Origin of the sequence: Tardiphaga sp. 172_B4_N1_3 (assembly GCF_052076035.1) — a bacterium.
GTDB classification, from domain to species: Bacteria; Pseudomonadota; Alphaproteobacteria; order Rhizobiales; family Xanthobacteraceae; genus Tardiphaga; species Tardiphaga robiniae.
Genome location: NZ_CP197238.1, coordinates 5,027,020 through 5,048,809, shown reverse-complemented (window position 1 = coordinate 5,048,809; position 21,790 = coordinate 5,027,020). Strand labels below are relative to the sequence as shown.

Annotated in this window: 24 protein-coding genes; 8 read left to right on the top strand and 16 right to left on the bottom strand. The window is 62.7% G+C overall.

Annotated elements, in window-relative coordinates; genetic code table 11:
* The first annotated feature begins 95 nt into the window (after positions 1-95).
* Complete coding sequence (locus tag AB7783_RS23940) at positions 96-542, top strand: hypothetical protein (RefSeq protein ID WP_441278961.1); 447 nt, start codon at positions 96-98, stop codon at positions 540-542.
* Positions 543-853: 311 nt separating this feature from the next.
* The gene (locus tag AB7783_RS23935; RefSeq protein WP_441278960.1) at positions 854-1,420 is read left to right on the top strand and encodes a hypothetical protein; all 567 of its coding nucleotides are present in this window, start codon (positions 854-856) and stop codon (positions 1,418-1,420) included.
* A gap of 85 nt (positions 1,421-1,505) precedes the next feature.
* On the opposite strand, the gene AB7783_RS23930 is transcribed toward AB7783_RS23935, so the two are convergent.
* From AB7783_RS23930 to trmD, 4 genes are all read right to left on the bottom strand, one after another.
* Positions 1,506-2,675: a winged helix-turn-helix domain-containing protein gene (locus AB7783_RS23930; RefSeq protein ID WP_441278959.1), complete on the bottom strand. Its 1,170-nt coding sequence runs from the start codon at positions 2,673-2,675 to the stop codon at positions 1,506-1,508.
* 88 nt (positions 2,676-2,763) lie between these two features.
* The gene (gene leuC / locus AB7783_RS23925; RefSeq protein ID WP_093757912.1) at positions 2,764-4,179 is read right to left on the bottom strand and encodes a 3-isopropylmalate dehydratase large subunit; all 1,416 of its coding nucleotides are present in this window, start codon (positions 4,177-4,179) and stop codon (positions 2,764-2,766) included.
* 354 nt (positions 4,180-4,533) lie between these two features.
* Entirely contained in the window at positions 4,534-4,932 is a 399-nt protein-coding gene (gene rplS / locus AB7783_RS23920) for a 50S ribosomal protein L19 (protein ID WP_441228331.1), read from the bottom strand.
* A gap of 122 nt (positions 4,933-5,054) precedes the next feature.
* Entirely contained in the window at positions 5,055-5,813 is a 759-nt protein-coding gene (gene trmD / locus AB7783_RS23915) for a tRNA (guanosine(37)-N1)-methyltransferase TrmD (RefSeq protein WP_441278958.1), read from the bottom strand.
* Between trmD and AB7783_RS23910 the strand changes: the two genes are divergently transcribed.
* A complete protein-coding gene (locus AB7783_RS23910; protein WP_441278957.1) occupies positions 5,812-6,243 on the top strand; it encodes a hypothetical protein in 432 nt (143 codons plus the stop codon). The two genes, trmD and AB7783_RS23910, sit on opposite strands and share 2 nt — an antisense overlap.
* A gap of 3 nt (positions 6,244-6,246) precedes the next feature.
* On the opposite strand, the gene rimM is transcribed toward AB7783_RS23910, so the two are convergent.
* From rimM to AB7783_RS23890, 4 genes are all read right to left on the bottom strand, one after another.
* Positions 6,247-6,771, bottom strand: a complete 525-nt coding sequence (rimM, locus tag AB7783_RS23905; RefSeq protein WP_441278956.1) for a ribosome maturation factor RimM — start codon at positions 6,769-6,771, stop codon at positions 6,247-6,249.
* A 6-nt stretch (positions 6,772-6,777) separates the two neighbouring features.
* Complete coding sequence (gene rpsP, locus AB7783_RS23900) at positions 6,778-7,110, bottom strand: 30S ribosomal protein S16 (RefSeq protein WP_089266465.1); 333 nt, start codon at positions 7,108-7,110, stop codon at positions 6,778-6,780.
* 49 nt (positions 7,111-7,159) lie between these two features.
* Complete coding sequence (gene ffh / locus AB7783_RS23895) at positions 7,160-8,677, bottom strand: signal recognition particle protein (protein WP_439065497.1); 1,518 nt, start codon at positions 8,675-8,677, stop codon at positions 7,160-7,162.
* Positions 8,678-8,876: 199 nt separating this feature from the next.
* Positions 8,877-9,287, bottom strand: a complete 411-nt coding sequence (locus tag AB7783_RS23890; RefSeq protein ID WP_089266461.1) for a winged helix-turn-helix transcriptional regulator — start codon at positions 9,285-9,287, stop codon at positions 8,877-8,879.
* 105 nt (positions 9,288-9,392) lie between these two features.
* Here AB7783_RS23890 and AB7783_RS23885 point away from each other — a divergent pair, with 105 nt between their 5' ends.
* Positions 9,393-10,001 (top strand): NAD(P)-dependent oxidoreductase, encoded by a 609-nt coding sequence (locus AB7783_RS23885; RefSeq protein WP_441278955.1) that lies wholly within the window; start codon positions 9,393-9,395, stop codon positions 9,999-10,001.
* Between the two features lie 109 nt (positions 10,002-10,110).
* Positions 10,111-11,175 carry an MBL fold metallo-hydrolase gene (locus AB7783_RS23880; protein WP_441278954.1) on the top strand — a complete coding sequence of 355 codons (1,065 nt, stop codon included), beginning with the start codon at positions 10,111-10,113 and terminating at the stop codon, positions 11,173-11,175.
* Between the two features lie 83 nt (positions 11,176-11,258).
* On the opposite strand, the gene AB7783_RS23875 is transcribed toward AB7783_RS23880, so the two are convergent.
* On the bottom strand, positions 11,259-11,972 hold the full coding sequence (locus AB7783_RS23875; RefSeq protein ID WP_093757907.1) for an SIMPL domain-containing protein: 714 nt from the start codon (positions 11,970-11,972) through the stop codon (positions 11,259-11,261).
* A 66-nt stretch (positions 11,973-12,038) separates the two neighbouring features.
* A complete protein-coding gene (locus tag AB7783_RS23870; protein ID WP_441278953.1) occupies positions 12,039-12,779 on the bottom strand; it encodes a GyrI-like domain-containing protein in 741 nt (246 codons plus the stop codon).
* 194 nt (positions 12,780-12,973) lie between these two features.
* Here AB7783_RS23870 and dapF point away from each other — a divergent pair, with 194 nt between their 5' ends.
* The gene (gene dapF / locus AB7783_RS23865; protein WP_441278952.1) at positions 12,974-13,846 is read left to right on the top strand and encodes a diaminopimelate epimerase; all 873 of its coding nucleotides are present in this window, start codon (positions 12,974-12,976) and stop codon (positions 13,844-13,846) included.
* Between the two features lie 3 nt (positions 13,847-13,849).
* Here the strand turns inward: dapF and AB7783_RS23860 are convergent, their stop codons facing one another.
* Complete coding sequence (locus AB7783_RS23860; protein WP_439062696.1) at positions 13,850-14,485, bottom strand: RluA family pseudouridine synthase; 636 nt, start codon at positions 14,483-14,485, stop codon at positions 13,850-13,852.
* Between the two features lie 163 nt (positions 14,486-14,648).
* Here AB7783_RS23860 and ftsY point away from each other — a divergent pair, with 163 nt between their 5' ends.
* Positions 14,649-15,593: a signal recognition particle-docking protein FtsY gene (gene ftsY, locus AB7783_RS23855; RefSeq protein ID WP_120287755.1), complete on the top strand. Its 945-nt coding sequence runs from the start codon at positions 14,649-14,651 to the stop codon at positions 15,591-15,593.
* A 13-nt stretch (positions 15,594-15,606) separates the two neighbouring features.
* Positions 15,607-16,206, top strand: coding sequence for a septation protein A (locus AB7783_RS23850; protein WP_120288098.1), 600 nt, complete (start codon positions 15,607-15,609; stop codon positions 16,204-16,206).
* A gap of 180 nt (positions 16,207-16,386) precedes the next feature.
* Here AB7783_RS23850 and AB7783_RS23845 read toward each other — a convergent pair whose 3' ends face one another.
* The 5 genes from AB7783_RS23845 to rbfA form a co-directional block, all read right to left on the bottom strand.
* Positions 16,387-17,142 carry a superoxide dismutase gene (locus AB7783_RS23845; protein WP_441278951.1) on the bottom strand — a complete coding sequence of 252 codons (756 nt, stop codon included), beginning with the start codon at positions 17,140-17,142 and terminating at the stop codon, positions 16,387-16,389.
* 260 nt (positions 17,143-17,402) lie between these two features.
* Positions 17,403-19,550 (bottom strand): polyribonucleotide nucleotidyltransferase, encoded by a 2,148-nt coding sequence (gene pnp, locus AB7783_RS23840; RefSeq protein ID WP_089266441.1) that lies wholly within the window; start codon positions 19,548-19,550, stop codon positions 17,403-17,405.
* A 323-nt stretch (positions 19,551-19,873) separates the two neighbouring features.
* Positions 19,874-20,143, bottom strand: a complete 270-nt coding sequence (gene rpsO / locus AB7783_RS23835; protein ID WP_068734145.1) for a 30S ribosomal protein S15 — start codon at positions 20,141-20,143, stop codon at positions 19,874-19,876.
* A 2-nt stretch (positions 20,144-20,145) separates the two neighbouring features.
* Positions 20,146-21,306 (bottom strand): tRNA pseudouridine(55) synthase TruB, encoded by a 1,161-nt coding sequence (truB, locus tag AB7783_RS23830; RefSeq protein WP_093757901.1) that lies wholly within the window; start codon positions 21,304-21,306, stop codon positions 20,146-20,148.
* Positions 21,303-21,719 (bottom strand): 30S ribosome-binding factor RbfA, encoded by a 417-nt coding sequence (gene rbfA / locus AB7783_RS23825; protein ID WP_068734171.1) that lies wholly within the window; start codon positions 21,717-21,719, stop codon positions 21,303-21,305. Before rbfA ends, truB begins: the two co-directional genes overlap by 4 nt.
* Positions 21,720-21,790 lie beyond the last annotated feature (71 nt).

Below are 21,790 nucleotides of genomic sequence, written 5' to 3'. Positions count from 1 at the left end.
TCGGTCTGTCGCGGGAAATCATTGCAGCTATATGCGTTATGGGGTGAAGGCGACGAAAGACGATCGATGGAAAGCGATCGAGGCAAGGAAAAATCATGAAGAACTGGGTAGGCGCAGCCATGCTGGCTGCAACACTTTCACTTGGTGGCGCATTGACCAGCGCCCCCGCAATGGCTGACGCACAGACGCCTCAAAATGCTGCGGCAGACAATAAGGCAAAGGCCACGGACTTCAGCGCGCAGCGGCGCCATCGTCACTTTCACCACCGCCATCATCACTTCGGCCACCGGCACTACGGATATCGCGGCTATTACGGCCCGCGCTATGGCTACGGATACGGCTATCGCCCGTACCGCTCCTATTACGGCCCCGCCTATTACGGACGCCCCTATGCCTATCGCCCTGCTTACTACGGCGGATACGGCTACCGGCCCTACGGCTATTACGGCGGCTATCGTCCCTACGGCGCCTATGGTTACGGCCCGGGCGTCGGCTTCGGCGGAGGCCCTCTCAGCGTCGGCTTCAGCTTCGGCCGCTGGTAATTTCCGACATTATTAAACGACGTCGACAGGCGCCCTTTGCGGCGCCTGTCTTTTTGTGCGCGCCGCGCGGCTTCCGCCTGCGTCATTCATGACGCGTTCAGATCGACATCCTTAATTTTCGGTCAAGGCGCGACAAGTCACATGACACGACCAAGCGCAAACGCACCGCTGGCGCAAGCGAGAACCTGTGCCGTCAGGTTTGTGCGATCGATGTCCCATGCGCCAATCGAGGGAGGATGTTTCCGATGAGAGATGTTCAGAATCGACAACCTGTCTTGAATGCCGAACGAGGTTTTGCGATCAGACAATTCATGACGCGCTCACTCGGCATGGCTGCCGCCGCAGCGATGATGATATCGCTGACGCCATCGGCACGGGCAGTCTCGCTGATCAATCCCGGCGCGGCACCCGCAGCCAAGCAGGCGAGCGACGCGCTACTCACGCAGGTCCAGCATCGTGGTGGACGCGGCGGCGGTGGCGGTGGCGGTTTCCGCGGTGGTGGTGGCGGCGGTCACGCCTTTCATGGCGGAGGCGGTTTCCGTCCGGGGCCGGCCTTTGTCGGCGGCGGCTTCCGGCGTGGCCCCGCATTTCATGGCGGCGGCTATCGCTACGCCGCGCCATTGATCGCCCGGCGCCCCTATTATGCGCCGGCACGTTACTACGGCGCGCGCCATTACGGCTATCGCCGCCATTTCCGGCCGCATTATTACGGCTATGCGCCGAGCTACTATTACGGCCCGCGCTACTACCAGCCGCGACGCTTCTGCCGCGTCGTCTGGACCTATTACGGCCCACGTAAGATCTGCCGTTATCGCCCCTGGCATCACCGCCACTGGCACCACCGGCGCCATTACCATCGCTTCAACATTTATTGGTGAGATGGGTCGGGTTGACTGAAGCGACTCTCCACACACTCCGTCATGGCCGGGCCTTCCCCGGTCATGACAACTGAGTGTTAGTCGCTCACTCCCCCAACTGAAACGCCTCGAACCGCCCGAGCTCTTCCTCGCTGCGGCGCTTCCATTCCTTGCGCGGTGTTTTCGGCTTGGTGCCCTCACCGACCCAGCTCCATTGCTGCATCAGCAATTTGCGCTTCTGCCGATCGGTCTTGAGATCGACCGCTGCAACGATCTGATCATCCACCAGCACCGGCAGTGCGAAGTAGCCGAGCTGGCGTTTTTCTTTCGGCACATAGGCCTCGAAGCGATGGTCATGCCCGAAGAACAAATTGGTCCGCTTGCGCTGGATCACCAGGGGATCGAATGGCGACAGCACATGCACCAGCCCCGCCTCGCCGGGGCTGGTGTCCTCGATCGCCGCGGGCGTCGTCCAGTGCTCCTGCTTGCCGGCGCCATCGAGCGCGACGGCCATCAGCTCGCCCTTGCGCACACGGGCCTCGATCAGCTTGCGTATGCCGGCCTTGCTCGGTGCATCCAGGTGGCAGATCGAGTCCAGACTGACGATGCCCTGCGACCGCAGCGCGCGGTTCAGCAGATAGGCGTATTTCTCCGTAGCACTCGCGGCTTTCGGCAGCGTCTCCCAGCCGAAATGCCGCAGCAGAAGATCGTAGGTCTTCAGCATGCCCTGCCGTTCGGAGATCGTGAGATGCCCCTCATAAAACGCCAGCTGCAGCGCCCGCTTTGACGGCTTGCGGCTGGCCCATTCGTGATCCTTCTGGCGCAGCACATCGTCATCGATATCGCGGATCGACAGCGGGCCCGCCTTGGCCAGCCGCATCACCTTGCGCTTGTCCGCCGGTGTCACGGACGCGAACCAGCCGTGGCCCTCACGGCGATAATATTTCATGTCCGGCACGAAGAAGCCGATGTCATCGGTCGGCACATAGGCTAGCGCGTGGGTCCAGTATTCGAACACGCTCTTGTCGTGCGTCTGCGCCTGCCTGAGATCGGCGCGTTTGTAGTTGGGGATGCGCGAGAACAGGATGTGATGGTGACTGCGCTCGATCACATTGATGGTGTCGATCTGCACATAGCCGAGATGCTGCACCGCGGCCTTCACGGCCTCCGCGCCATCACCGAACGGCGCCCGCGCATCGAGCCGTTGCGCGCGCAGCCAGATGCGGCGGGCCGTCGTGTTGGTCAGTGCGATCGGTTTGACGGGTGCGCGAGGCATGCGTGACAAATTGCGAAGCTCATAGAAAGACGACCTGCATCAGCAGGCCGTCGATCTTACCGAGGATGCGTCGCCCCGTGCAGCTAAATTAATGCCACTCTCTGATATCGACGAAGTGCCCCGCGATCGCAGCCGCGGCCGCCATCGCCGGCGACACCAGATGGGTGCGGCCCTTGTGGCCCTGACGGCCCTCGAAGTTGCGGTTCGAGGTGGCAGCGCAGCGTTCTTCCGGCGCCAGCTTGTCGGGATTCATCGCCAGGCACATGGAGCAACCCGGCTCACGCCATTCGAAACCGGCCTTCAGGAAGATCTTGTCGAGGCCTTCAGCTTCCGCCTGCTCCTTCACCAGACCCGAGCCCGGCACGATCATCGCCGAGACATGGCCGTTGACGGTCTTGCCGTCGACAACCTTGGCCGCGGCGCGCAGATCCTCGATACGACCATTGGTGCAGGAACCGATGAAGACGCGGTCGAGCTTGATATCAGTGATCTTGGTGCCCGCGGTCAAACCCATATAGGCCAGCGCACGCTCCTTGGAGAGGCGCTTGGCCTCATCGGCGATGTCAGCGGGATTCGGCACCTTGCCGGAGATCGAGATAACGTCTTCGGGCGACGTGCCCCAGGTGACGATCGGCGGCAGCTTCGCCGCATCGAGACGGATCTCGTGATCGAAATGCGCGCCTTCGTCGGAGCGCAGTGTTTCCCAATAGCGCACGGCCTGTTCCCACATCTCGCCTTTCGGCGACATTGGACGACCTTTCAGGAATTCATAGGCCTTCTCGTCGGGCGCGATCAGGCCGGCCCGGGCGCCGCCCTCGATGGACATGTTGCAGACCGTCATGCGGCCTTCCATCGACAGAGCGCGGATCGCCTCGCCGGCATATTCCAGCACATAGCCGGTGCCGCCGGCGGTACCGATTTCGCCGATGATGGCCAGGATGATGTCCTTGCCGGTGACGCCGTCGGGCAATTTGCCGTCGACGGTAGCGCGCATGTTCTTCGCCTTCTTCTGGATCAGCGTCTGCGTCGCCAGCACGTGCTCGACTTCCGACGTGCCAATGCCATGCGCCAGCGCGCCGAATGCGCCGTGCGTCGAGGTGTGGCTGTCGCCGCAAACGATCGTCGTTCCCGGCAGGGTAAAGCCCTGCTCGGGGCCGATGACGTGAACGATGCCCTGACGCTTGTCGAACTCGTTGTAATATTCGATGCCGAATTCGCGCACGTTCTCGGCCAAAGTCGCGATCTGCTCGGTGCTTTCCGGATCGGGATTGGGCTTGGTGCGATCGGTGGTCGGCACGTTGTGATCGACGACGGCGAGCGTCTTCTCTGGCGCATGCACACGGCGGCCGGCGGCACGCAGGCCTTCGAACGCCTGCGGGCTCGTCACTTCGTGCACCAGATGGCGATCGATATAGAGCAGGCAGGTGCCGTCAGCGGCTTCCTCGACCAAATGGTCGTTCCAGATCTTGTCGTACAGGGTGGTCGGCTTTGCAGAGTCAGTCATGAGATCAGGCCTCAAAAGAAAACGTGGGCCAGTTGCGTGCTGCTAAATGATTCGCCGCATCGACGGCGCAAAGCGCGCAACTGAGAAACGGGAAAAGAAACGCGTGAGATTGCTCACGCGCTTCTAAGCGCGCCCACGATCGACGTGGTGAAGCGACCGAAGAAGCGACCGGGCAGCCGACTATGATCGTCGATGACGATGCGCAAAGCGTGCTGGTGCAGGTCTAGAAACATTCCAGTCATATAGCACTCAGCGATCACGACGCCAATGCGACGGAGGTATGCAGTCTTCACGTAACAAAAAAGCGCGGCTTGCGCCGCGCTTTTCGCCTCGCACATTCGATGGTGCGGAAAATTACTTGGCAGCAGCCGCAGCAGCGACCTTGGCCGGACGCTCGGTCTTCTTCTCGACGATGCGGGCCGACTTGCCGCGCAGATCGCGCAGGTAATACAACTTGGCGCGACGCACCTTGCCGCGACGCACAACCTTGATCGAGTCGATCATCGGGGAGAGCAGCGGGAACACGCGCTCGACACCCTCGCCGTAGGAAATCTTGCGAACGGTGAAGCTCTCATTGATGCCACCGCCGTTGCGGCCGATGCAGACGCCTTCATAGGCCTGCACGCGGGAGCGCTCGCCTTCGACAACTTTCACGTTGACGATGAGGGTGTCGCCGGGACCGAATTCCGGGATCGACTTGGTGGCGGAAAGGCGGTCGAACTGCTCTTTTTCAAGCGTCTGAATCAGGTTCATCGAAAATCTCCATCAGCGGCGCGCCCAGACGTTGCGCGGGCTGCGCTCGAAACTCTTACCCTGCCATTGCACGGATTTGGCGCTGCTATACGGGAAAGCGAAGCCGTTGTCACCCGTCTCTGTCACTCGCCCGTCGTGATTTTTGGCGGTTTTCGCTTTCTGCTCGATTCCGGGGCTTTCGGGCGAGCCGCCCATAAATCGGGCCGGCGCTCCTGGGTAAGCGCCTCCGCCTCGGCCAGCCGCCATTTGGCCACCTTCGCATGGTCGCCGGAAATCAGGACATCCGGGATCTGGCGGCCCTCGAAGGTCTGCGGGCGGGTGTATTGCGGGTATTCCAGTAGCCCGTCGGAGAAACTCTCGTCGGTTCCAGACGCTAACTTACCCATGACCCCCGGCAGAAGCCGCACGCAGGCATCAATCAGCGTCATGGCGGCGATTTCACCGCCGGACAGCACATAGTCCCCGATCGAGACTTCCTCGAGCCCGCGCGCGTCGATGACGCGTTGGTCGATGCCCTCGAAGCGGCCGCAGACGATCAATGGCCCCGGCCCGGCGGCCAATTCCGCCACCCGCGCCTGGGTCAATGGCCGACCGCGCGGGCTCATCACCAGCCTGGGACGGTCCTGCGTATCCACCGCATCGATCGCCGCCGCCAGCACGTCAGCCCGCAGCACCATGCCCGGTCCGCCGCCGGCAGGCGTATCATCGACGCTGCGATGCTTGTCGGTGGCCGAGGCGCGGATATCCCGTGCCTCCAGCGCCCACAGGCCGGAGGCCAGCGCTTTGCCGGCAAGGCTGATGCCGAGCGGGCCCGGAAACATCTCGGGAAACAGCGTCAGCACCGTCGCGCGCCATGGCGCGGATGAAGGATCGGAAGTCATGACCTTCCATCGCGCGTCCGGCGCGAGGCGTCAAACCCCGGCGATCGCCGCGTCAGGCCGCCGACATCTGCTCGCTGGTGTCACCGGCATCGAAGGCGGCGCGAGCGGCCTTGATCTCCGCGAAGCTGCGCTCAGCCCAGTCGATCAGGCCGGCAAGCGGCCCGAGGGCCGATTGTCCCAGCGGCGACAGCCGATATTCGACCGAAGGCAGAGCGACAAAACAGTCCCATACGTTCGTCTGCCGGAAGCCAAATTCAAGGCCATCATGCTCAATGCGGGCCTTCCGGAAGAACTCGCGGATCTGATCGCGACGTCAAACACGGCGGCAGCCGACGGCGCGCTGTTCGATGACAGCCATACGCTGAGTAAGCTGATCGGGCGGAAGACGACGCCGTTCGCAACAACGATAGCGGAGGCGTTGAAAGCGTAAACCCTACGCCGCGGTGGGATCGTCGCCGATGATCTCACCCGGCAATTCGATCACGACCTGTCCAGCCACAAGATCGACGGTCGGCACCACCGCATTGGTGAAAGGCAACAGCAGGGTCGCGCCCTCTAGCGGCGCGATCTCGATGATATCGCCGGCACCGAAATTATGGATACCGACGACACGGCCGATCGAGTCGCCCGCAGCATTGACCGCAGCGAGGCCGATCAGATCGGCGTGGTAATATTCATCGTCTTCGGTGTCGGGCAGCGCATCGCGCGCCACAAAGAGCTCGACGCCATTGAGGCGCTCGGCGTCTTCGCGGGTGGCGACGCCTTTCAGCGTCGCGACCAGATGACCCTTGGCCTCGCGCACATCATCGACCTCGAAACTCCGCTTGCCGTCCTTGGTGGCAAGCGGACCGTAGTCGAGCACGGCGAATGGATCTTCGGTGAAGGTCCACAGCCGGACCTGACCGCGCACACCATGCGGCGCGCCGATGCGCGCGACGCAGATTTGCGCGGAGGTCATTCCGCCTTACTTCTTGGCGGCGGCTTCAGCGTTGGCCTTGCGCTCCTTGCGCGGCACGGCCTTCTCGGGATTGTTGCGGGCTTCGCGCTTCTGAACGCCAGCGGCATCGAGGAAACGAGCAACGCGATCCGACGGCTGTGCGCCCTTGGCGATCCAGGCCTTGGTCTTGTCGAGGTCGAGCTTCAGGCGCAGCTCGTTGTCCTTGGCGAGCAGCGGATTGAAGTAACCGAGACGCTCGATGAAGCGACCATCGCGGGGAAAACGCGAGTCGGCGACGACGACGTGATAGACGGGGCGCTTCTTGGTGCCTGCACGAGCGAGGCGGATAACGACGGACATGGGATTCTCCTAAGTGTGTTCGATTTGAATGTGAGTTGAATGGGTCGCGTTATTTCTTTTTCCCGAGACCGGGAAAGCCGCCGAGTCCCGGCAGCGTCGGTTTGCCCAGGCCCGACAGGCCCGGGAAATCTTTCGGCAATGACGGCATGCCCTGCGGCAGCCCGCCCGGCATCTTCTCGGCCATCGCCTTCATCTGTTCGGGCGACGGCATGCCACCGCCGCCGAAGCCCATGGCCTGCGCGATGCCGGCCATCGGGCCGCGCTTGCCTGAGCCCATGGCCTTCATCATGTCGGCCATGTTCCGGTGCATCTTCAGCACCTTGTTGACTTCCTCGACCTTGAGGCCGGCGCCAGCAGCGATACGCTTCTTGCGGCTGGCCTTGAGGATGTCGGGATTCTTGCGCTCCTGACGCGTCATTGAATCAATAACCGCGATCTGGCGCTTCACTACGCGGTCATCGAGACCGGCGGAGGCGATCTGGTTCTTCATCTTGGCGATGCCGGGCATCATGCCCATCAGGCCGGAGAGACCGCCCATATTGGTCATCTGGATCAGTTGCTCACGCATGTCGGTGAGATCGAACTGACCCTTGCGCATGCGCTCGGCGGTGCGCGCAGCTTTCTCGGCGTCGATATTCGCGGCGGCGCGCTCGACCAGCGAGACCACGTCGCCCATGCCGAGAATGCGGCCGGCGATGCGGCTCGGATGGAAGTCTTCCAGTGCATCGGTCTTTTCACCGGTGCCGATCAGTTTGATCGGCTTGCCGGTGACCGCACGCATCGAGAGTGCAGCACCGCCGCGGCCATCGCCGTCGACACGCGTCAGCGCGATGCCGGTGAGGCCGACGCGTTCGTTGAAGGAGCGTGCGAGATTGACGGCGTCTTGACCGGTCAGCGCGTCCGCGACCAGCAGCACTTCGTGCGGATTGGCGATCGCTTTGATCTCGATCGCTTCCGACATCATCTCTTCGTCGAGCGTCGTGCGGCCGGCGGTGTCGAGCAGCACCACGTCGTAGCCGCCGAGCTTCGCAGCGGACAGCGCGCGCTTGGCGATCTCAGCAGGCTTCTGGCCTTCGACGATCGGCAGCGTCTGAATGTCGAGATCGCGGCCGAGCACCGCGAGCTGTTCCATGGCGGCCGGACGATAGACGTCGAGCGAGGCCATCAGCACCTTGCGCTTGTCGCGCTGGGTGAGACGGCGTGCGAGTTTTGCAGTGGTGGTGGTCTTACCGGAGCCCTGCAGACCGACCATCATGATGGCGACGGGTGGCACGGCTTGCAGATCGATGCCGCCTTCACCGTCGGCGCCGAGCGTGGCGACCAGCTCGTCATGGACGATCTTGACGACCATCTGGCCGGGGGTGACCGACTTGACGACGGTGGCGCCGATGGCCTGTTCACGGACACGATCAATGAAGCTGCGGACCACGTCGAGCGAGACGTCGGCCTCGAGCAGCGCCCGGCGGACTTCGCGCATGGCGGCATCGACATCAGCCTCCGACAGCGCACCGCGCCCGGTGAGCCGATCGAGAATTCCGCCAAGCCGTTCCGACAGACTGTCGAACATCGATTGTCGCTTCCGCTCGTGCCATCCCCATGATGGCAAATAACCAAACACTTTTGCGCCCGAGGGCGCATCGCGCTGTCGGGCGTTGACCTCCGGTCTCCAGGACCGGTCGGCGGGTCGAAAAGAGAACTTTTCGAGAAGTGGCGGGATTTACAGTGCTGGAGCCCGATAAGTCAAGGTTTGCAGGGCGATCGCCTGGTCAGGCGGCCGCGCTCCGGGTTCCGCCGGCATCATAGTGCTGCTGTGCCTCAAGCACCTGGCCCATATGGTTTTCAGCCCAGACCCGCAGCGCATCGACGGTATCCGACAGGGTTCGTCCGAGCGGAGTGATCGCATATTCGACCGTGACCGGCACGGTGGGGATCGCCTTGCGGCTCACCAGGCCATCGCGCTCCAGGCTTTTCAGGGTCTGCGACAGCATTTTCTGCGAGATTCCCTCGATCTGCCGCCGCAGCTGGTTGAAGCGAACGGGGCCGTCCGTGAGCAGGCCCAGCACCAGAACTGCCCATTTATCGGCGATCCGGTCCAGAACCAGCCGGGTTGGGCAGCTGCTCGCATAGACGTTGCCGGCTTTCCAGCGCTGGGCGGCGCTTTCGATATCGGTCTGCATGGCGGCGGTCTCCTCGGGGTAACCAGCTAACGCAAAAGTGCCTTCTTCACAGCTACTGCCGAAATGAATAGCAAGTTTCTATTGGTTACTACATGGAGATATCAAATGAAAATCGCCCTGATCGGCGCCACCGGCCGCGCCGGCTCGCAAATTGTCGCTGAACTGTCCCGCCGCGGTCATACCGTCACCGCCATCGCCCGCAAGCCGGAGAAAGCCCCTGTTCTGGCCGGGGTGACGCCACTGAGGGCCGACGCCAACGATGTTGCCGGTCTCACTGCCGCCCTGAAGGGCCACGACGTCGCCGTCAGCGCGATCCATTTCCTCGTCAGCGACCCGCATAAGCTGATCGCGGCCGTGAAGGCGGCGGGCGTTCCGCGCTATCTGGTGGTCGGCGGCGCCGGCAGCCTCGAAGTCGCTCCCGGCCTGAAGCTGATCGAGACCCCGGGATTTCCGGCGGAATACCGGGCCGAGGCCGCGGTGGGCGGCCTGTTCCTCGACATCCTGCGCCACGACAAGGAGCTCAATTGGACGTTCCTGTCGCCCTCGGCCCTGTTCATCCCGGGCGAGCGCACCGGAACATTCCGGCTTGGCGGCGATCAACTGCTCGCCAACGACAAGGGCAGCAGCATTTCCTTTGAGGATTATGCCATCGCCATGGCCGACGAGATCGAGACGCCTGCGCACGCGCGCAAGCGGTTCACCGTCGGCTACTGAGCGAACAAAGGATCGGCGCGGGTTGCGGAATCCACTGACAAATTCCATGTGATGCGGGCTGCGCCTCGTTGGGCGCAGCTCGTCGTCCCACCGGATTTGATCCAGCTCCATGATTCTCACCCGCCGCCGCCTTCTGACGTCGCTGGGCGGTCTCGCCGCAGCCGCTGGGCTGTCGGCCTTCTGGGCTTCCCGCATGACCAATTATGACGGCCCCGTCTCCGATCACTTCGACGGCAAGATCTTCTTCGATCCCGACGGCGTGCCGCCCAAGTCGCTCGGCGAAGTACTGCGGTGGCAGTTCGGTGGCGGCCGTACCCGCGAGGTCTGGCCGGACTGGGTCGAGAACGAATTTGCCGATACTCCGCCGGCCAAGATCGAGGGCACGGGCGTTCGTTTTAGTTACGTGGGTCACGCGAGCTGGCTGATCCAGACTGCCGGCATCAACATCCTGTTCGATCCGGTGTGGTCTGACCGCGTCTCGCCATTCTCGTTCGCCGGCCCGAAGCGCCACACCGCACCCGGCATCGCGTTCGACAAGCTCCCCAAGATCGATGTCGTGCTGGTGTCGCACGGTCACTACGACCATCTCGATCTTCCGACCCTGTCGAAGCTATCAGCGAAATTTGCGCCGCGCGTGATCACGCCGCTTGGCAATGACGTCACGATGAAGAGCGCCGACAGCACGATCAAGGCCGAGGCCTATGACTGGACAGATCGCGTCGAGCTTGGCAACGGCCTCGCCGTGACGCTGGTGTCAACGCGGCACTGGACCGCGCGCGGTCTATTCGATCGCAACAAGTCGCTGTGGGCGAGCTTCGTGCTGGAGACGCCAGCCGGCAAGATCTACATCGTCGGCGACAGCGGCTATGGCAACGGCCTGCACTTCCGCCGCGTGCGCGAGACCCATGGTGCTATCAGGCTCGCGATCCTGCCGATCGGCGCCTATGAGCCGCGCTGGTTCATGAAGGACCAGCACATGAATCCGGAAGACGCCGTGAAGGCCCTGAGCGATTGCGGCGCGCAGCAGGCGCTGGCCAGCCATCACAGCACATTCCAGCTCACCGATGAGGCGATTGACGGACCGGTGAAAGGATTGGCTGCCGCATGCAGCGCGGCGGAATTACCCAGCGAGAAGTTTATGGCGCTTAAGCCGGGACAGGTGGTGGAGATTTAAGGAGAGCACGAACTCTCAGTCGTCATGCCCGACCAGTGCGAAGCCGCGCTTCGCGCTTTGCCCGGCCATGACCGAGTTTGTAGTTACTGCGCCGGCTTGATTTCCCAGCTCACGCTGACATTCACACGCAGCACTTCCTCGCCTTGCGCCACCGGAGCCGATGCCACATCGGCGCCCATCTTGCGCAACATCATTGGCGCTGGCGCGCTGCCGGAGTCCTCGGAGATGCTGATCGGCGCGCCGAGCTTGACGCCGGCAGCCTTGGCGTAAATCTCTGCCTTGCGCCGCGCATCCGCAATCGCGTCGCTGCGCGCATCGTCGAGAAGTTGCGACGCCTTGGTCACCATGAAATTGATGCCGCCAACCTCATTGGCGCCCGACGACACCAGCGCGTCGATGGTGCCGGCGACCTTGGTCACGTCGCGTACGCGGATGGTGACGCGGTTGCTCGCACGATAACCCGAGATGACGTTGGGGCCAGGATTGGGATTGGGACGGGTCTGCTGCGCATATTGCGGAAACAGCGACAGCCGCGACGTCTGCATGTCCTTCTCGGCGATGCCCGCGCTCTTCAGGGCCGCCAACACCTTGGCCATCGCGGTATTGTTGGCCTCGGCGGCCTCGCGTGCCGTCTTGGCATCAGTCGTGACACCGCCATCGACGACAGCAAGATCCGGCGGCACCGAGACGGTGCCTTCGCCGGAGACGGAAATCACCGGCGGTGGATTGACCTGCGCGAGCGCAGGAGTGGCGATGAGCGCAATGGCCAGCGAAGCGAGAGCGAAATGATTTGTCATGCCCATTCTCTCGCGACCGTCCAAGGCTTCTTTATGACCAGAGGCTATGACAGAGCTACGGCTCGGCTACTTGAGCGGCACATAGACATTGATAACCAGCTTGTCTTCCGCCGTCTTCAAGGGATCGGTCATGTATTCCTCGATGAACGTATCTTTCGCCTCTAACTTCTTGTCATCGAGGTGATTGGTGATCGCCTCATAGGTGTTGTCCATATTGTCGTAGGAGCCGCGATGGACGAACTTCAGCGCCTTGCCATCCGGCGACAGGCCCATCTTCATCGCTTTCGGCAGGTTCTTCACCTCCTGATCGACCGGGATTTCCGCGAGGAAGGTGAAGCCAGTGTCATCGGTGGTCGTATAGACGATCATCGGATTGCCGGATGATTTGACACCCTGTTTGTCGAGCACGGTGGTGATCTGCTTGAACGCATCCATCAGCGTATCGAAGGCCGAATCCCAATTGGCCTTGCCGACGAACGTCACCATCTGCTTCGGCGACAGCGTGATTTCCTCGCCGAACGGATCGGCAACCTGGACCTGAGGCGCGGGTGGCGTTGCAGGGGCCTGTGCTGCGGCGGGCGGCGTTGCCGGCGCGGTGGGGGCCGGCGCCTCCGGTGTGGCGGGAGCGGGAGTGGTGGGAGCCGCTGCCGCCGGAGCGGATGTCGCCGGCGCGGGCGGGGTGGCCGGAGTGCTTACCGCTGGCGGCGTGGCAGGCGGAGATTGCGCCCAGGCCGCGGCGTTCAGCGTCAGCGCGGCTGCCGGGATCAGCGCCGCAGTGGCGAGGCGGGACAGGCGAGAACGGGTCATTCGAAGGGTCTCCAGTGACATCCTGCGCGCAGCGTCCGGCAACATGCGCGATACGGCATCATGGTAACACGCAGCCGCGGCTTTCGTCCCCTCCCCAAATTGCGCAGGGCCATTCAAAACAGCCGACACAGAATCGCCGCACTGGCCAATCTGCCCGGGCTCGCCATATAAGGCTGAGATCAACGGGACCGAGCATGAGCGCACTGGCCAACCATTCCTTCGCCAAGATGAACGGCATCGGCAACGAGATCGTCGTGATCGACCTGCGCGATACGGCATCCGGTATCACGCCTGCCGACGCCCGCGCCGTGGCCACCCCCGAAGGCGTGCCCTATGACCAGTTGATGGTGCTGCAGAAGCCCCGACTGGCCGGCACCGACGCCTTCGTCTCGATCTACAACAATGACGGCTCCGAGGCCGGCGCCTGCGGCAACGGCATGCGCTGCGTGGCGCGCCAGACGTTTGCCGGCGGCGACAAGACGGCACTCGCATTCGAGACCAAGGCCGGCCTGATCAATTGCTGGCAAGGCCCTACACCGGATCTCTACACGGTGGACATGGGCCCGCCGAAGTTCGGCTGGCAGGACATTCCGCTGGCCGAGGAATTCCGTGATACCCGCGGCATCGAGTTGCAGATCGGCCCGATCGACGCGCCGATCCTGCACACGCCGTCAGTCGTGAGCATGGGCAACCCGCACGCAATCTTCTGGGTCGACGATATCCAGGCCTATGACCTCGAGAAGTTCGGCCCGCTATTAGAAAACCACCCGATTTTCCCGGACCGCGCCAATATCACGCTGGCCCATATCGTCGATCGCGATCACATCGTGATGCGCACCTGGGAGCGCGGCGCCGGCCTCACCAAGGCTTGTGGCTCCGCGGCTTGCGCAACCGCTGTTGCCGCCGCTCGCCTGCGCCGGACCAATCGCACTGTGCATATGACGCTGCCCGGCGGTGAACTCACCATCGAATGGCGCGAGAGCGACGACCACGTGCTGATGACGGGGCCGGCCGCGTTTGAATATGAAGGCACGTTCGATCCGAAGCTGTTCGCTTCGGTCGCGTAAGCCCTACTCCCCGTTCCAGCCACACGCCCTGAGCCGCTCATGCAGATGCGGCGGGGCCGGCGCGACGACACGAATCGGGTCCTTGTTGCGCGAAATCGGGATCACGATCTCCCGCGCATGCAGATGCAGCGTTGGCTCGCCAAACCTTGGCCCATTGCCGTAGATATTGTCGCCGACGATCGGGAAGCCTGATGATGCAGAGTGCACGCGGAGCTGATGCGTGCGACCCGTCACCGGCTCCAGCGCCAGCCAGCTCATGCCGCCGCCGCGGCCGAGCACGGTGAAATTCGAGACGGCCTTGAGACCCTCGGGATCCGGCTTCATCCACCAGCCCCGATCGGCATTGAGCCGCCCGAGCGGCATGTCGATCACGCCCGACTCCTCGGCGGGCCCGCCCTCGACCACCGCCCAATAGGTCTTGCGGATGCGGCTGTGCTTGAACAGCAGGCCCAGCGACGCTGTCGCCTTGCGGTGCCGGCCGAGCACCAGGCAGCCCGACGTATCCCTGTCCAGCCGATGCGCCAGAACCGGCGCACGCGGCAGGCCATAGCGCAGGAATTCGAACGAAGTTTCCAGATTGGCGCCGCCCTTGGGGCCGCGATGCACCGGCAGGCCGGCGGGTTTGTCGATTACCAGCATCAGGCCGTCACGGTGCAGCACCCGCGCCAGAATCTCGGTCTCGGTCAGCTCCACCGCATCGGTGCGTGGTTCCAGCCGGGGCTCGGCCTCCAAGCTTACGTCTTCGTCACTTTCACTGGTCATACTTTGAATCATGGCGCGAAACGGCTAACACACCCCCGACATGAGCGACACTCCCGAAACGCCAAAACTGAGCTGGTGGCGACGGCTCTCCGGCGGGTTGAAGCGCACCTCGAGCGCCCTTGGCACCGCGGTCGCCGACCTCGTGACCAAGCGCAAGCTCGACCGCGCCATGCTCGAGGACATCGAGGACGTGCTGCTGCGCGCCGATCTGGGTACCGAAGTGGCGGCGCGGATTTCCGCCGCCGTCGGCCATGGCCGCTATGACAAGGCGATCTCCGCCGACGAGGTCAAAACCGTTGTGGCCACCGAAGTCGAAAAAGTGCTCTCGGCGGTCGCCAAGCCATTGGTGATCGATACTTCGCACAAGCCGTTCGTGATCCTCGTGGTCGGCGTCAACGGTTCCGGCAAGACCACCACCATCGGCAAACTGGCGTCCGCCTTCTCCGCCGAAGGCCGCAAGGTGATGCTCGCCGCCGGCGATACGTTTCGCGCGGCAGCCATCGAGCAGCTCAAGGTCTGGGGCGAGCGCAACAAGGTGCCGGTCATCGCCGGTGCGCAGGGTTCGGATTCCGCGAGCCTCGCCTTCACCGCCGTCACCGCGGCCCGCGACGACAATCGCGACGTGCTGCTAATCGACACCGCCGGTCGGCTGCAGAACAAGACCGAACTGATGGTCGAGCTTGAGAAGGTCGTACGCGTGATCAAGAAGGTCGATGCCACAGCGCCGCATGCGGTACTGCTGGTCCTCGACGCCACAGTGGGACAAAACGCGCTGTCGCAAGTCGAGGCGTTTCATCGTACGGCTGGCGTCACCGGCCTTGTGATGACCAAGCTCGACGGCACCGCGCGCGGCGGCATCCTCGTGGCACTGTCGGAAAAGTACAAACTGCCGGTGCATTTCATCGGCGTTGGCGAAGGCATCGACGATCTCGCGCCATTCACCGCCAGGGATTTCGCGCAGGCGATTGCAGGAATTGAAAGCTGATATGACTGACGTGATCGACAAGAAGCAGCCGCACCCGCTATTCAAGCTCGCCACCGAGCTCGGTCCGCTGATCGTGTTCTTCGTCGCCAATGCCAAGTTCAACCTGTTCGTCGCCACCGGCGCCTTCATGGTGGCCATCGTTGCGGCGATGATCGCGTCCTATGTCGTGGTCAGGCATGTGCCGATCATGGCGCTTGTCACCGCCGTCATCGTGCTGGTGTTCGGCACGCTGACGCTGGTGCTGCATGACGAGACCTTCATCAAGGTCAAGCCGACCATCATCTATGGCCTGTTCGCAGCGATCCTCGGCGGCGGCCTGTTGTTCGGCCGATCCTTCATCGCCATCATGTTCGACCAGATGTTCAATCTCACACACGAAGGCTGGCGCGCGCTGACGAAGCGCTGGGCGCTGTTCTTCTTCGCCATGGCGCTTCTGAACGAAGCGATCTGGCGCACCCAGAGCACGGATTTCTGGGTGGCCTTCAAGGCGTTCGGCGTCATCCCGCTGACCATGGTCTTCGCGGTGGCGCAGATGCCGCTGATCAAGCGCTACGGCATCGAGCCGGCTACGCTCGCGGAGAGCGCGGCGGACGAAGGCGATCTGAGGAAGTGACAGCGTAGCTGTCATCCCGGGGCGAACGCGCCTTCGCGCGAGCGAACCTCAGCCACTCCACTTGGAGTGGCGGGGGATCTCGATGTGTTTCAGCTATGTCTAGATTCCGGGCTCGCGTGTGCGAAGTGCGCCCGCGCCCTCAGGCAAACCAATTGGTTTGCCGGGGAATGACGGAATCTCTTACACCGCCAGCGTGCCGGCCTTTGCCGCCGCATAGCGCTCGCCGACCTTGGTCCAGTTGACCGTATTCCACCACGCCTTGAGATAATCAGCGCGACGGTTCTGGTAGGTCAGATAATAAGCGTGCTCCCAGACGTCGTTGCCCATCAGCGCGCGCTTGCCGTCCATGATCGGATTGTCCTGATTCGGACGCGTCTCGATCGACAGCTTGCCGTCCTTGTCGACGATCACGAACACCCAGCCAGAACCGAACTGACGGCCGCCGGCGGCGTTGAAATCGGTCTGGAATTTCTCGAGGCCGCCGAGGTCGCGATCGATCGCCGCGAGCACATCGCCTTCCGGCTTGCCGCCATTCGGGCCCATGATCTGCCAGAACATGGTGTGGTTGGCATGGCCGCCGAGATTGTTGCGCACGCCGGTGCGGATCGCGTCAGGCACGCTGTTGAGATTGCCGAGCACCTCGACCAGCGGCTTCTCGCCGATCACCGGGGTGTCCTTGGCGAAATTGTTCATGTTGGCGACATAGGCGGCGTGATGCCTGTCGTGATGGATCTCCATCGTCTTGGCATCGATATGCGGTTCAAAGGCCGTGACCGGATAGGTCAGCGGCGGCAGGATGAATGGCGCATTGCCGGCAGCAGGGGTGGCCGGCGCAGCCGCCTGGGCGAAAGCCAGACGGGGCGCGACGGCCGCGGCAGCGATGCCGGTCGCAGCGAGCATGAGATGGCGTCGGGACATCGATGCAGAGGTCGTCATGGGGCTTCTCCCTGAGAAATTTGCGGGGTCGTCGGACAGATACGCAACGCATCACTGCCAGTTTCATATGCGGGCATTGTGACGCAGCGGGACATAGCACGTCACGTGTCGGAGAGACGTGTTCCTCTTTTCCCTCCCCCAAGCGTAACAAAGCCATGCGCCGTGGGGAGCATATTTCGGGGTCCTCGCGAAACATCGCCACAAACAAAAAGGGCGGCCCTTCGGCCGCCCTTTCGCAACTCATCTCGCGTGAGCGAAAATTACTCCGCTGCAGTCGCGCCTTCGGCGGCCTTCTGCTTGGCTTCGAGATCTTCGCCGGTCTCCTGATCGACAGCCTTCATCGACAAACGCGTCTTGCCGCGATCGTCGAAGCCGAGCAGCTTGACCTTGACCTTGTCGCCTTCCTTGACGACGTCGGAGGTCTTCTGCACGCGACCGCCGGCGAGCTGGCTGATGTGAACCAGGCCGTCCTTGGCGCCGAAGAAGTTCACGAATGCACCGAACTCCATGACCTTGACCACGGTGCCTTCATAGATCGCGTTGAGCTCCGGATCGGACGCGATCGACTTGATCCACTTGATCGCAGCCTTGATCGACTCACCATCGGATGAGGCCACCTTCACGGTGCCGTCGTCTTCGATATTGACCTTGGCGCCGGTCTTTTCGACGATCTCACGGATCACCTTGCCGCCGGTGCCGATCACTTCACGGATCTTGTCGGTGGCGATCTTGAAGGTCTCGATGCGCGGCGCGTATTCGCCGAGCTCGGCACGGGCGTTGTTGAGCGCCTTCGACATCTCACCGAGAATGTGAATGCGGCCTTCCTTGGCCTGGCCCAGAGCGACCTTCATGATCTCTTCGGTGATACCGGCGATCTTGATGTCCATCTGCAGCGAGGTGATGCCGGTATCGGTACCAGCCACCTTGAAGTCCATGTCGCCGAGGTGATCTTCATCACCCAGGATGTCCGACAGAACCGCGTAGCGTGCGCCTTCGAGAATCAGGCCCATGGCGATACCCGCCGTCGGACGCTTCATCGGAACGCCCGCATCCATCAGCGCCAGCGAAGCACCGCAAACCGATGCCATCGACGACGAACCGTTGGACTCGGTGATCTCCGACACCACGCGCACGGTGTACGGGAATTCGTGGTGACCCGGCAGAACCGGATGGATTGCGCGCCAGGCGAGCTTGCCGTGGCCGATTTCGCGACGCTTGGTGCCGCCCATACGACCGGTCTCGCCGACCGAGTAGGGAGGGAAGTTGTAGTGCAGCAGGAACGTCTCTTTGTACGTTCCCGACAGCGAGTCGATGTACTGCTCGTCTTCACCGGTGCCGAGCGTGGTCACGACCAGCGCCTGGGTTTCACCGCGGGTGAACAGCGCCGAACCGTGGGCGCGCGGCAGCACGCCAACTTCGGCGACGATCGGACGAACCGTGGTCAGGTCGCGGCCGTCGATGCGCTTCTTGGTGTCGAGGATGTTCCAGCGAACGATCTTCGATTCCAGTTCCTTGAACACGCCGGCGATGCGGAGCTTGTCGTATTTCGGCTCCTGACCTTCCGGGAAGTAGTGCGCCATCGCCTTCGCCTTGACGGCACCGACGGCGGCGTAGCGGTCCTGCTTCACAGGGATCGCGTAAGCAGCGCGCAGCTCGGTTTCGACGAGACCGAGCATTTCCTTCTCGATTTCGCTGTCATCGATGGTCTTGACCTCGCGCGGCTCCTTTGCGGCCTTCTCGGCGAGCTCGATGATCGCCTTGATGACCGGCTGGAAGTGGCGGTGACCGAACATCACGGCGCCGAGCATCACGTCTTCGTTGAGCTCCTTGGCTTCCGATTCCACCATCAGCACGGCATCGCCGGTGCCAGCGACGACGAGGTCGAGATTGGTGTCGGCCATTTCGTCGAGGGTCGGGTTGAGCACGTATTCATCATTGATGAAGCCGACGCGGGCTGCACCGATCGGGCCCTGGAACGGGGCGCCGGAAATCGTCAGCGCAGCCGAAGTGGCGACCAGCGCGAGAATGTCCGGATCGTTTTCCATGTCGTGCGACAGCACGGTGACGACGATCTGGGTTTCGTTGCGCCAGCCATCGACAAACAGCGGGCGGATCGGGCGATCGATCAGGCGGGAGACCAGCGTCTCCTTCTCGGTCGGGCGACCTTCGCGCTTGAAGTAGCCGCCGGGAATGCGGCCGGCTGCATAGGTCTTCTCGATGTAGTCGACGGTCAGCGGCAGGAAGTCGATGCCATCCTTGGCAGTCTTCGCGGCGACGACGGTGGCGATAACGACGGTCTCGCCATAGGTCGCGATGACGGCGCCGTCAGCCTGACGGGCAACCTTGCCGGTTTCCAGCTTGAGCGGACGACCGCCCCAATCGATCTCGACGGAGTGAACATTAAACATCTTAGGTTTCTTTCATGGGTTCACGGAGGACGTGACGGCCAAAAACACTGAAGTCCAAAACACAAAAGCCATGCGCAAGACGGCAAGAAGCTGTTCGCGATGTCGCGAAATCAGCGTCCGGCGATCCTGCCATGGCTCTGGTATTCTGAATGGCGTCCATCCTTCCGATGGTCGCGGGGATCTTTGGAGGATCGCGCCGCGCGACGGGCACCTTGCCCGTCATCGTCCAGTTGCCGGATTGCTTCTGAACGTTATCGCGAAAGCCGCACATGGCTTCCGCTACAAAAAACGCGCGCAAAGGGTTTTTGCGCGCGTGATTTCGCTTAGCGGCGAATGTTGTGCTTCTCGAGCAGCGCCTTGTAGCGCGCCTCGTCCTTGCGCTTGATGTAGTCAAGCAGCGAACGACGCGTGGAGACGAGCTTCAAAAGACCACGGCGGGAATGGTTGTCCTTGGTGTGGGTCTTGAAGTGTCCGGTCAGGTTGGCAATGCGCTCGGAGAGGATCGCAACCTGGACTTCCGGCGAACCAGTGTCGCCGGTCTTGTTGGCATTGGTCTTGATGACTTCCGCTTTGCGTTCTGCGGTAATCGACATCGTCAGTTACTTTCTTTGCGGGCCGAACTGGCGGTCAGTCCGGTCAGGTTAAACACGCGCTTGGGGATGAGTTCGCCGTTGCCAACTTCAGCGAGGGCCAATAATCGCCCTGCCACCGTGACATAAACTGTGCCGCTACAATCGGGCGCATCCCGTCCGCGCAACAAAACGGCTTGGCCCCGATGGAGCCTTGCCGCATCCGCCCGTGTGACGGCCAGTGCCGGGATGTCGTCCAGCGCGGTCTCAACGGGCAGTAGCGCGTCGGCGAGGCTACCCTCGCCAGACGCGGCTCTATCGCACAAAGCCTCCAACTGTTCCAGCGGAATCATGTCGGCTTCGGCGAAAGGTCCGACCAGGGTACGCCGGAGCGCACTGATATGGCCGTAGCAGCCGAGTAAACGGCCGATATCGCGGGCCAGCGCACGCACGTAAGTGCCCTTGCCGCACTCGGCCTCGAACACGGCATGATCGCTATCTGGCTGTTCTGTCAGGACTAATTCGTGAATCACAACCGGTCGGGGAACCAGCGGCACCACCTCGCCGTCGCGGGCGAGATCATAGGCGCGCTCGCCCTGGATCTTGATCGCCGAGTATTGCGGCGGGGTCTGTTCAATATTTCCGGTAAATTGCGGCAGCAGCGCCCGGATCTGGTCGGCCGTTGGCCTATTCGGGCTGGTGAAGGTCGCGCGGCCCTCGGTGTCGTCGGTATCGCGCTCCTCGCCCCAAGCGACCGTAAAGCGATAGCGCTTGCGGCCGTCCATCACGAACGGAACCGTCTTGGTGGCTTCGCCGAGCGCGATCGGCAGACCGCCGGACGCCAACGGATCGAGGGTACCGGCATGGCCGGCGCGCTTGGCCTGGAATAGGCGCTTGGCGATCGCGACGGCCTGGGTCGAGGTCATGCCGATCGGCTTGTCGAGGATCACCCAGCCATGAACGTCGCGCTTGTCGCGCCGGACCTGGCCCTGCTGACGCTGCTTGCCGCCCTGATGGCGGGGATCGTTATTGCCGCGATGGCCCTGATGCTGACGCTGGTCATTGCCGCCGCGGTCACCTTGCTGACCGTGGTCGCCGTGCTGCACGGCCGGAGACAGGGTGGGCTCGCCATTGCCCGCTTCATCGAGGCGTGAATCGAGGGCGGCGGCTGGGGTCGTCACAGTCATTCGTTTTCGTCCGAGTCTGGTTTGAGGTCGCGCGCAACGGCAGGCGTGCGCAAAAGTTTGTCGATGCGCTCGGCTTCGTCGAAGCGCTCATCGATGCGGAAGCGAAGATCGGGGGCGTATTTGAGGTTCACGCGATACGCGACCTCGGTTCGCAGGAAGCTCTTGTTCGCCGCGAGCGCCTTCAGCACCGGTTCGGTGTTCTGGCCGCCGAGCGGCATCACATAGACGGTGGCGAGCTTCAGATCGGGCGACATCTTCACCTCGGGCACGGTGATGATGGTGGTCTGCAGAACGGGATCGTGGACCCCACCCTGCGACAGGATATCGGCAATCGCGTGGCGCATCAGCTCGCCAACGCGCAATTGACGCTGCGAGCCGCCCGGCGCGGCAGATTTTTGGTGATGCTTGGGCATCGGTTTCCCTACGAAAACAAAATTCGTCATGGCCGGGTTTGTCCCCGGCCATCCACGACTGCTCTTTTGAA

What these genes read in the sequence shown, in the direction of transcription:
- AB7783_RS23940 (WP_441278961.1), top strand. Translation starts at nt 96, where the DNA reads ATGAAGAACTGGGTAGGCGCAGCCATGCTGGCTGCAACACTTTCACTT.
- AB7783_RS23935 (WP_441278960.1), top strand. Translation starts at nt 854, where the DNA reads ATGACGCGCTCACTCGGCATGGCTGCCGCCGCAGCGATGATGATATCG.
- AB7783_RS23930 (WP_441278959.1), bottom strand. Translation starts at nt 2,675, where the DNA reads ATGCCTCGCGCACCCGTCAAACCGATCGCACTGACCAACACGACGGCC.
- leuC (WP_093757912.1), bottom strand. Translation starts at nt 4,179, where the DNA reads ATGACTGACTCTGCAAAGCCGACCACCCTGTACGACAAGATCTGGAAC.
- rplS (WP_441228331.1), bottom strand. Translation starts at nt 4,932, where the DNA reads ATGAACCTGATTCAGACGCTTGAAAAAGAGCAGTTCGACCGCCTTTCC.
- AB7783_RS23910 (WP_441278957.1), top strand. Translation starts at nt 5,812, where the DNA reads ATGACCTTCCATCGCGCGTCCGGCGCGAGGCGTCAAACCCCGGCGATC.
- trmD (WP_441278958.1), bottom strand. Translation starts at nt 5,813, where the DNA reads ATGACTTCCGATCCTTCATCCGCGCCATGGCGCGCGACGGTGCTGACG.
- rimM (WP_441278956.1), bottom strand. Translation starts at nt 6,771, where the DNA reads ATGACCTCCGCGCAAATCTGCGTCGCGCGCATCGGCGCGCCGCATGGT.
- rpsP (WP_089266465.1), bottom strand. Translation starts at nt 7,110, where the DNA reads ATGTCCGTCGTTATCCGCCTCGCTCGTGCAGGCACCAAGAAGCGCCCC.
- ffh (WP_439065497.1), bottom strand. Translation starts at nt 8,677, where the DNA reads ATGTTCGACAGTCTGTCGGAACGGCTTGGCGGAATTCTCGATCGGCTC.
- AB7783_RS23890 (WP_089266461.1), bottom strand. Translation starts at nt 9,287, where the DNA reads ATGCAGACCGATATCGAAAGCGCCGCCCAGCGCTGGAAAGCCGGCAAC.
- AB7783_RS23885 (WP_441278955.1), top strand. Translation starts at nt 9,393, where the DNA reads ATGAAAATCGCCCTGATCGGCGCCACCGGCCGCGCCGGCTCGCAAATT.
- AB7783_RS23880 (WP_441278954.1), top strand. Translation starts at nt 10,111, where the DNA reads ATGATTCTCACCCGCCGCCGCCTTCTGACGTCGCTGGGCGGTCTCGCC.
- AB7783_RS23875 (WP_093757907.1), bottom strand. Translation starts at nt 11,972, where the DNA reads ATGACAAATCATTTCGCTCTCGCTTCGCTGGCCATTGCGCTCATCGCC.
- AB7783_RS23870 (WP_441278953.1), bottom strand. Translation starts at nt 12,779, where the DNA reads ATGACCCGTTCTCGCCTGTCCCGCCTCGCCACTGCGGCGCTGATCCCG.
- dapF (WP_441278952.1), top strand. Translation starts at nt 12,974, where the DNA reads ATGAGCGCACTGGCCAACCATTCCTTCGCCAAGATGAACGGCATCGGC.
- AB7783_RS23860 (WP_439062696.1), bottom strand. Translation starts at nt 14,485, where the DNA reads ATGCTGGTAATCGACAAACCCGCCGGCCTGCCGGTGCATCGCGGCCCC.
- ftsY (WP_120287755.1), top strand. Translation starts at nt 14,649, where the DNA reads ATGAGCGACACTCCCGAAACGCCAAAACTGAGCTGGTGGCGACGGCTC.
- AB7783_RS23845 (WP_441278951.1), bottom strand. Translation starts at nt 17,142, where the DNA reads ATGACGACCTCTGCATCGATGTCCCGACGCCATCTCATGCTCGCTGCG.
- pnp (WP_089266441.1), bottom strand. Translation starts at nt 19,550, where the DNA reads ATGTTTAATGTTCACTCCGTCGAGATCGATTGGGGCGGTCGTCCGCTC.
- rpsO (WP_068734145.1), bottom strand. Translation starts at nt 20,143, where the DNA reads ATGTCGATTACCGCAGAACGCAAAGCGGAAGTCATCAAGACCAATGCC.
- truB (WP_093757901.1), bottom strand. Translation starts at nt 21,306, where the DNA reads ATGACTGTGACGACCCCAGCCGCCGCCCTCGATTCACGCCTCGATGAA.
- rbfA (WP_068734171.1), bottom strand. Translation starts at nt 21,719, where the DNA reads ATGCCCAAGCATCACCAAAAATCTGCCGCGCCGGGCGGCTCGCAGCGT.